The organism is Ilumatobacter sp. (assembly GCF_041688325.1).
Taxonomy (GTDB): Bacteria; Actinomycetota; Acidimicrobiia; order Acidimicrobiales; family Ilumatobacteraceae; genus Ilumatobacter_A.
Window position 1 is genome coordinate 1 of sequence record NZ_JBDNIJ010000147.1, and the last position, 8,566, is coordinate 8,566.

At 63.1% G+C, this 8,566-nt stretch carries 8 protein-coding genes; 6 read left to right on the plus strand and 2 right to left on the minus strand.

What is annotated here, in order from left to right; all coding sequences use genetic code 11:
- Positions 1-54 precede the first annotated feature (54 nt).
- Positions 55-504 carry a hypothetical protein gene (locus ACH2EI_RS09665; RefSeq protein ID WP_395152705.1) on the plus strand — a complete coding sequence of 150 codons (450 nt, stop codon included), beginning with the start codon at positions 55-57 and terminating at the stop codon, positions 502-504.
- A gap of 44 nt (positions 505-548) precedes the next feature.
- Here the strand turns inward: ACH2EI_RS09665 and ACH2EI_RS09670 are convergent, their stop codons facing one another.
- Positions 549-1,331: an arylamine N-acetyltransferase gene (locus tag ACH2EI_RS09670; protein ID WP_395152704.1), complete on the minus strand. Its 783-nt coding sequence runs from the start codon at positions 1,329-1,331 to the stop codon at positions 549-551.
- 22 nt (positions 1,332-1,353) lie between these two features.
- Here ACH2EI_RS09670 and ACH2EI_RS09675 point away from each other — a divergent pair, with 22 nt between their 5' ends.
- Together ACH2EI_RS09675 and ACH2EI_RS09680 are read left to right on the plus strand one after the other, a co-directional pair.
- Positions 1,354-2,118 carry an LLM class flavin-dependent oxidoreductase gene (locus ACH2EI_RS09675; protein ID WP_395152703.1) on the plus strand — a complete coding sequence of 255 codons (765 nt, stop codon included), beginning with the start codon at positions 1,354-1,356 and terminating at the stop codon, positions 2,116-2,118.
- A 15-nt stretch (positions 2,119-2,133) separates the two neighbouring features.
- Positions 2,134-2,649, plus strand: a complete 516-nt coding sequence (locus ACH2EI_RS09680; RefSeq protein ID WP_395152702.1) for a DUF2231 domain-containing protein — start codon at positions 2,134-2,136, stop codon at positions 2,647-2,649.
- A gap of 50 nt (positions 2,650-2,699) precedes the next feature.
- Here the strand turns inward: ACH2EI_RS09680 and ACH2EI_RS09685 are convergent, their stop codons facing one another.
- Positions 2,700-3,788 (minus strand): peptidoglycan-binding protein, encoded by a 1,089-nt coding sequence (locus ACH2EI_RS09685; RefSeq protein WP_395152701.1) that lies wholly within the window; start codon positions 3,786-3,788, stop codon positions 2,700-2,702.
- A gap of 134 nt (positions 3,789-3,922) precedes the next feature.
- On the opposite strand from ACH2EI_RS09685, the gene ACH2EI_RS09690 reads away from it, so the two are divergent.
- The 3 genes from ACH2EI_RS09690 to ACH2EI_RS09700 are packed head-to-tail and all read left to right on the plus strand — an operon-like array spanning position 3,923 to position 8,521.
- Entirely contained in the window at positions 3,923-5,863 is a 1,941-nt protein-coding gene (locus tag ACH2EI_RS09690) for a molybdopterin oxidoreductase family protein (protein WP_395152700.1), read from the plus strand.
- A 31-nt stretch (positions 5,864-5,894) separates the two neighbouring features.
- A complete protein-coding gene (locus ACH2EI_RS09695) occupies positions 5,895-7,667 on the plus strand; it encodes an NAD(P)H-dependent oxidoreductase subunit E (protein ID WP_395152699.1) in 1,773 nt (590 codons plus the stop codon).
- Complete coding sequence (locus tag ACH2EI_RS09700) at positions 7,664-8,521, plus strand: 2Fe-2S iron-sulfur cluster-binding protein (RefSeq protein ID WP_395152698.1); 858 nt, start codon at positions 7,664-7,666, stop codon at positions 8,519-8,521. Before ACH2EI_RS09695 ends, ACH2EI_RS09700 begins: the two co-directional genes overlap by 4 nt.
- Positions 8,522-8,566 lie beyond the last annotated feature (45 nt).

Here is an 8,566-nt window from a genome sequence, read left to right on the forward strand (position 1 = left end):
CAGCCGGAGCGCGTCGGCGCATGAACGCAATGTTGCTCGGGTAACACTGACGGTATGACAAATCTGTTCGAGCAGGCGATTGCCCGCAAGGAAGTGCTGAAGTTCGCACTCGGTGAGGACGAGTATCTGGTGCCTGACAGCGCAGGGAATGGCGATCACTGGGTACTTGGGAGCTGGAACCAGTCGGTGATGGAATTGCACGACGACAACGCTGCAGCGTGTGCTGCAGGCGTCAATTCCATGTTTTCGTCACTTGTCGGGAACTCCCCGGCCGCGACCGCCACGCGCATCTGGCCCCTGATCGACCACCTAGGTCAGTACTGGACGCAACGGCACGGCGGTTGGCTCCAGTTCGACCTCGGCCGAGTTGCCGAGCCGATGGCCACTGCTGTCGATGTTGAGCGTGGCCGCTGTCGGCGGGGCGAAAGCGACGTCGATTTCAACACCATGGAGATGGCAATCCGAAAGATCCAACGCAACGGCGGACTCTCGGAACTGGCCTGACGAGACAACGCGTCGGGTCAGTGGCTCGATCGAGGGGTTGTCGCTCAGGTTCGTCGCCGCATCCCGAACCAGGCATGCAGTGTGATGTCCCACTCGTCGCCGGAAATTGAAGTCTCGGTGGTGATGCCATCTTGGACGACGTTGAGGCGATCGGCGGTCAGCGTCACTCGATCGGGGCCTCGGTCGAGTAGACGTGTGGCGAATGGCTTGGCTCGCCAATGTTTGTCGGGGTCAGACTGGAGCGACTCCGAGGCATGCTCGAACTGGCCCATCGTGTGCGCAACGCGCTTGAAGCGGTAGTGCGCCTCGGGAATCCCAGTTGCATCGTGCCTGGTCAGCGTGGTCCCTTGCGGGCTGCCGATCAACTCGTACGTTCCGTTGCCGCCGTCTTGTGGCCCGGCCGCATTGAGATCGATTGGGTTGGTGAAGCTGTCGCCGAAGCCGACGTCAACGAGGTACGGCCGGTCGATCTGTACTTCGAGTGCGAGGTGGTCGATCACACGCGTCGGCCCGTCGAGGAGCACGGCGGCGCCGAGCCTGAGCACACGAAATCCGAGCGCTTCGAGGAGAAGAGCAAAGGCGCCGTTCAGCTCGAAACACCAACCGCCCCGGCCCTGCTCGACAATCTTGTTGACGTTGGTCAGTGCATCAACCGTGACGCCGCGGCCAGCAACGATGTCGAGATTCTCGAACGGGACGGCCGTCATGTGGAGCTGTTGCAACTCGCTCAAGGTGGCCCGATCGTGCCGCACCGTGCCGACGAAGCCGATCCATTCGAGGTAGCCGTCCACATCAATGGCGGGGCCGGTGGACGGATTGTCGCGCACACCCGCAGCGTAGGGTGCTGCGGTGCTGACCGACTTGGTGATCAACCCGTTCGGAGCGCACCTGGCAGACATGCTCGCTGTGGCCAAGGCTGCTGACGCGGCCGACGTCGGGGCGGTCTGGGTGACCGACCACTTCAGCGGCAACGTCGTCGGTGCTCCGTGGTCGCGCGATCCGTTCGTCTGTCTGGGTGCCATCGCCGCAGTGACTCAGCATGTTGATCTTGGCGTCCTGGTCGCGAACGTGACGAACCGCCACGCCGTGCAACTCGCGTCCGGAATCAACTCCCTCCAGTCGCTCGCGCCGGGGCGCGTCCGGCTCGGTGTCGGCTCAGGAGCAGCACCCGACTCGCGCTTCTCCGTGGAACACGACATGGTCGGCAAGCAGCTTGGTGATCTGGCAACACGCCAGGCGATGCTGACCGACACGATTGGTCAGCTCCGACGGATCTGGAGCGCCGACGAATTCGACGCAGTGACCGATGGGGCGCCGATGCCGCCGGTGATCGTTGGCGCATCGTCGTGGGCCACTATCGAAGTCGCCATCGAATTGGCCGACGGCGTCAATATTCGTCGGACCGCACGCTTGGCCGACCAGCTCGAACGGCTCGCGGCCGCTGACCTGCCGGACGATTTTGAAGTCAGCGTGCTCGACTTCTTTACACCAGGCGCCGATCTCGGTGCCACGCCTTCGGATTTGATTGAGGCGGGCGTCGACAGACACATCGTCACGATGTGGCCCGGGCGTGATCTTGCGGCGGTTGAGGGGCTCGCCGCTCGAATCCTTTGATCTACTCTGCGAACCATGTTTGACAAGCTGTTCGATCTTCCCGCCCATCCGCTGTTGATCCATGCACCGATCGTGCTGTTGCCGATCGCCGCGATTGCCACGGTTGTGCTGGCTGTCAAGCCGGCCTGGCGTGCTCGTGCGAGCTGGTGGATGGTCGGTGGATTGTTCCTCACCGTCGTCCTGCTGTTCGCAGCCAAGGAGTCGGGCGAGGCGCTGATCGAGGCCTACGACCGAGCGAACGGTAAAGGTGCAGTCGACATCTCGAAGCATCAGGACCTGGCGGAGATGACGTTCCTGATGACGCTGGCGTGGTTCGCAGTGTTCGGATCACTCACGGTGCTGGAACGAGTAGAGCGTGTTCGAGTCGGGGTCCTGGGAGCGTTGGCGTCCAACATGATCGCTCGGCAAGCGATCGCAGCGGTGACAGCAGTTCTCGGCGTTCTGGCCACGATCTGGTTGATTCGCACGGGCCACGAAGGCGCCAGGTCGGTGTGGGGCCCGCGGGTCGACATCCTCTTCCCCCAAGGCTGAGGGCTGAGGGTCTGCCGGGCCGGGCCGTTTGGCCGCGTATGGGCAGCTGATCAGGTGACGACGACTTTGGTGCCGAGCGTGGCGAACGCCCACATGAACTCGGCATCGAGGTTGTTCTGACGCTGGCAGCCACCGGAGAGGCGGGTGCCCAACTCGGCGTCACCCTGGTACGGAGAATTGTCGTCGACGTGCAGCGGAATGGCGTGGAAGCCAATCGCGCCGCGCTCAGTCTTGAGCCAGCGGATCATCAGCGGGAGCCACGCTTTGCCGTTCCATGCCGTTGACAGCTCCGATCGGCTATACACCTCGTGCGTGCCCGGCACTTCGTTCTGATAGGTCGACCCGGAGACAAGCCATGACCGAATGATGACGCCATCGCCGCGCACGGCCCAGACCCGCTGGCCTGCACGGTCATAGACGACACGTCGTCCACTGCCAGTGTTGTCGGGGAGCGGCGGAGCGGCGTCGCCGGCAGACGCGACCGGTGAGAGCGCGACGCCCCAGAGGTCGGTGGCGCCGAGCGCCGGTGGTGGCGTGCGGGTGACGAACGATTCCTCGTCCGGCCAGATATTGAGTGCGACGGCACTCTCGCGACCGACCACCCCGTCGACGAAGAGGCCCTCGGAGGTCTGGTAGTCCATGACGGCGCGCAGCGTGGAGTCGTTGAACTGGCCATCGGCAATGCCGGTGAAGTGGCCGATGTCGGCCAGCACGTTCTGCAGGCATTCGACGTCGTCGCCTGATGCGCCGAGGCGCACGGAGAGCAAGCCGATGGTGCAGCGCCCACCGGCGCCTGCGGGCTCCCCGTCAACGTCGACGCCTTCGTTGTCAAGGCCCGTGAGTTCGAATTCGACGTCGGACCCAGCGACGGGGATGGATGGGATGGAGGTGATGGAGGTGATGGAGGTGATGGAGGGGATGGAGGTTGGCGCCGAGGCGACCGCTTTTGCGGCGAGTGTTTCGCTCGTGCCGGTGTTCCCCGTGATCAGGACTCCGAGAGCCGCGGCGGCAAGAACGCCAATGGTGGCGACGGACAGGCAGAACTCGCGTCGGCGTTGTTCGACAGACTTGGGCATCCAGGCAGGGTGGTCTTGCTGGACCTCCATCTCGTCACCGGGCTCGACACTGGGTTCCTCCACGGAAGATCATGTTACTCAATGAGATTCGTTGGGAGAATCGGTTCACCGGATGTTTCGCTGTCGATGTGGCCGACGCCGAGAAACTGTTGGCAGGGTGTGCTGCTCGTCACGTTAGAGGGTCTAACCTGACCACGATGAAGCTTCGCAGGGGACAGCAGCAGATGACCGCCGATCTCGGGTTGCCCCGTCTCACCACACCGTATGTGCGGGAGAACGGCGAGCTACGCGAGGCATCCTGGGACGAGGCGCTCGATCGTGCAGCTGCTGGCCTCGGCGCCGCTCGCGATGCGATCAAGGGTGGTAATGCCAATGCGTTTGGCATGTTCTCGTGCTCGAAGGCCACCAACGAGGTCAACTACTTCGGACAGAAGTTTGCCCGGGTAGTGATGGGGTCGAACAACATCGACTCCTGTAACCGAACTTGACACGCTCCCTCGGTCGTCGGTCTGGCGACAGTGTTTGGTGCAGGTGGCGGAACGGCCTCGTACAAAGAGATCGAAGAAGTCGATGTGGTGTTGCTGTGGGGCTCGAATGCCCGTGAGGCGCACCCGATCTACTTCCACCACTTAATGAAGGGTTTGAAGAACGGCGCGAAAATGTTCGCCGTCGACCCTCGACGTACATCGTCGTCGAAGTTCGCTGACGCGTGGCTTGGTCTCGACGTCGGCACCGACATCGCCATGGCCAACGCCGTGGCCCGCGAGATCATCCACGCCGGCTTGGTCAACGAGGCCTTCATCGCGCATTCGACCGATGGCTACGAGGCGTACAAGGCGTCGGTCGAGTCGTACACACTCGAATACGCCGAAGAGATCACCGGAGTCCCTGCAAGTGCGATCAAAGAGATGGCGCACGCGTATGCCACTGCCGAGAAGGCGCAGATCCTCTGGACGCTCGGCATCACCGAGCACCACAACGCAGTCGACAATGTGCTCTCCTTGTGCAACCTGGCGTTACTCACGGGCCACGTCGGAAAATGGGGGAGCGGTCTTGTTCCGCTGCGCGGGCAGAACAACGTGCAGGGTGGCGGCGACATGGGTGCGCTGCCCAACAAGTTCCCGGGCTTCCAAGACATCACCAACGCCGAGCATCGGGCCAAGTTTGAAGCGGCCTATGGCGCCAAACTCAATCCCGAAGACGGCATCCACCTCACGCTGATGTTCGAAGCGATGGGCCGCGGTGAACTGACCGCAGTGTTCGTGCTCGGTGAGAACCCGGCCGACTCCGAAGCCGACATCGATCACGCCCGCAAGTTGCTCTCCGGGCTCGACTGTCTCATTGTGCAAGACATCTTCATGACTCGCACCGCCGAGTTGGCTGACGTGGTCTTCCCGGCGTCGGTTGCTTGGGCCGAGTCCGACGGCACCGTCACCTCGAGCGAGCGTCGTGTGCAACGCACCCGGCCCGCAGTTATCCCGCCCGGTCAGGCTCGCCACGACATCGACATCATGCACGAGCTCGGCAAGCGGCTGGGCGTCGATCTCGGCACCACCGAGCCCGAAGCGCTCTGGGACGAACTGCGTTCGCTGTCACCGATGCACGGTGGCATGTCGTACGCGCGGCTCGAAGCCGAAGGTGGCCTGCAGTGGCCGTGCCCCGACCTCGACCATCCGGGAAGCCCGTTCCTTCACGGCTGGCTCTGGGAAGACGATTTGGGAGGCCGTGCCCCGTCGCCGTTCTCGGTTGTCGAGCACGAAGGTCCGAACGAAAAGCTCACCGACGAGTTCCCGCTGCGCCTCACCACAGGTCGTTCGCTCGACTCGTTCAACACCGGCGTCCAGTCGAACGGCTTCGAGTCGCCGATCCGCTATGGCGAGGAACTCGACATCAACCCGGCCGACGGTGTCGCACTCGACATCGTCGATGGCGAGCGGGTCAGCGTCTCGTCGCCACGTGGCACCGTCGAGATGAACGTGCGGTTCCAGCCCGACATCCCCATTGGGCTGACGTTCACCACCTACCACTTCCCAACCCTGGTCGATATCAACAAGCTGACCAACGATGCCTGGGATAAGCGTTCTGGTACGTCCGAGTTCAAAGCAGCGTCTATCCGTGTCGACAAGATCAGCGCCTGACGGCATCATCAACAGAGACAAGTAGTACCGCATGGCTGATCTTCACTTGACTATTGACAACTCGACCGACGCCGAACGCGCCGCGGTCGATGCCGTCCTCTCGCCTGATGCGCGCGTTGTCATCCATGAGTCCGAGCGGCTGGTGCGCGGTGGCATGACCCGCAAGAACGACCGTCGCCATCTGCTGCTTCCGGCGCTTCACGCGCTGCAAGCCGACATCGGCTGGATCAGTGCTGGGGGGCTCAACTACATTAGCGATGTCCTCCAGGTGCCCCCGGCCGAGGCGTACGGCGTTGCGACGTTCTACGAGCTGTTCCGCACCGAAGACCCCGGCCACAGCGATTCGACCGTGCACGTCTGCATGGACACGTCGTGCCACATCGCCGATGCTGAAGCATTCGCCCAGGGGCTCGAAGCCGATGGCAAGCAGGTGCACCGCGGGCCGTGCCTCGGTCAGTGCGAGCGCGCACCCGCTCAGTTCGTCCAGGGCCGTGGCGCCGCCGACTCGGTGCCGGCTGACGCCGACAACATCGCATCGCCCGGTGCGTTCCAATCGATCCAGCGTGCCGCGGGCGACACGGGCGGTCTGCGACTGCTCGCCAACATCGGCGTCGTCGACCCGACCTCGCTGGCCTCGTACCGCGAGCACGGCGGGTACGCAGCGCTCGAGAAGGCACTGTCGATGGGCGGCCAAGCCGTTATCGACGAAGTTCGCTCGGCCGGGTTGACCGGCCGCGGTGGCGCCGGCTTCCCGACAGCCATTAAGTGGCAAGGCGTCGCTGACGAACACGGCCGTCCGAAACACGTCATCGCCAACGCCGACGAGTCCGAGCCGGGCACGTTCAAAGACCGCACGCTGATGGAGAACGATCCGTTTGCACTCATCGAAGGCCTCACCATCGCTGGTGTGTCGGTTGGTGCCGAGAACGGTTGGATCTATATCCGCGGCGAATATCCGCTGTCGACTGCTCGCCTGACCAACGCCATCGAGCAGGCGCGCACCGCTGGCCTGCTCGGCGACGATGTCATGGGCTCCGGTCAGCGTTTCGACATCGAGCTACGCCGAGGTGCCGGCGCCTACATCTGTGGCGAAGAGACCGCGCTCATGGAGTCGATCGAAGGTTTCCGCGGCGAGCCGCGCAACAAGCCGCCATTCCCTTCTACCCACGGATTGTTTGGCGAACCGACAGCGGTCAACAACCCCGAAACGCTGCTCAACGCGATCTATATCGTGCTCAACAGTGCGGCGGCCTATCGGTTCGTCGGTACAGAAAAATCGCCTGGCACGAGGCTGTTTTGCCTGTCCGGCCACGTGGCGAACCCTGGCGTGTATGAAGTGCCGCAGGGAACGACGCTCGGTGAGATGATTGAGATCGCGGGTGGAGCAACGGGAACGACGCAGGCGATTCTGATGGGTGGTGCAGCGGGCAGCTTCGTTGATGCCAGCCAACTCGACATGCCGCTGACGGGCGAAGACACACGCGAGCGTGGCACCACGCTGGGCTCCGGTGTGATCACGCTCTTCGATGACACCGTCGACTTCACGTCGCTGCTCACCCGGATCACCGAGTTCTTCAAGAGTGAGTCGTGCGGCCAGTGCGTCCCATGCCGCGTTGGCACCACTCGCCAACACGAGGTGATTGTCGAAATGGGCAACGTTGGCTCGCTGACCGCCGAACGCAACACACTGATCGACGACATGGCACTTGCCATGGCCGACGCATCGATCTGCGGCCTCGGCCACACGGCTGCGGGCGCCGTCCAGTCCGCCATCCGCCTCGGACTGATCGGAAACGCAGTATGAGCCCCCAACAGACGACGGTTGAACAGCAGACCGCAACGCTGGTCACGGTAAGGATCAACGGCGGCGATGTCACGGTTGCCGAGGGCGACACGATCCTCACTGCGTGCGCCCAGGCGGGCATCGACACGCCGACCATCTGTTACGCCGAGAACTTGACGCCTGTGAACGCGTGCCGCGTCTGTGTCGTCGAAGTCGAGGGCAACCGGACGCTCGTCCCGTCGTGCTCACGTCCCGCCGAAGAGGGGATGGTCATCTCGACCGACTCCGATCGGGTGAAGCACAGCCGCAAGATGGTGCTCGAATTCCTTGGCACTGCCAATGACCTGAGCGAAGCGCCGCAGATCAACGAGTGGTCGACCGAGTACGGCGTCGACATCACCCGCTACGCCGACGGCGCCGAGCGATTCGACCAGCCTGTCAAGATCCAAGACAACCTGTACATCCGGGACTACGACAAATGTGTCCTCTGCTACAAGTGCGTCGACGCGTGCGGTGAAGAAGCCCAATTCACGTTCGCCATCGCCATGTCGGGCCGCGGCTTCGACAACAGGATTTCGACGGAGTTCGACGTCGCTCTACCCGAATCGGCGTGTGTCTACTGCGGTAACTGCATTGCGGTGTGTCCGACCAACGCCCTGCAGTTCAAGACGGAGTTCGATCTCCGCCAAGAGAACAACTGGCGTGAAGAGGATCAGACCGTCACCCAGACCGTCTGTTCGTACTGCGGCGTCGGCTGCAACCTCGAACTCCACGTCCAAGACAACCAAATCGTCAAGGTCACCAGCCCGGCTGACCACGACGTCACCCACGGCATGCTCTGCATCAAGGGTCGCTTCGGTTGGAAGTACGTCTGACTTCGTCAGACGTGGCGGCTGCGCCGCCTTCATCGGCTGCGCCGC

Bases quoted from the DNA above. Each gene is read 5' to 3' on its own strand.
- ACH2EI_RS09695 (WP_395152699.1), top strand. From the start codon at position 5,895: ATGGCTGATCTTCACTTGACTATTGACAACTCGACCGACGCCGAACGC.
- ACH2EI_RS09665 (WP_395152705.1), top strand. From the start codon at position 55: ATGACAAATCTGTTCGAGCAGGCGATTGCCCGCAAGGAAGTGCTGAAG.
- ACH2EI_RS09700 (WP_395152698.1), top strand. From the start codon at position 7,664: ATGAGCCCCCAACAGACGACGGTTGAACAGCAGACCGCAACGCTGGTC.
- ACH2EI_RS09680 (WP_395152702.1), top strand. From the start codon at position 2,134: ATGTTTGACAAGCTGTTCGATCTTCCCGCCCATCCGCTGTTGATCCAT.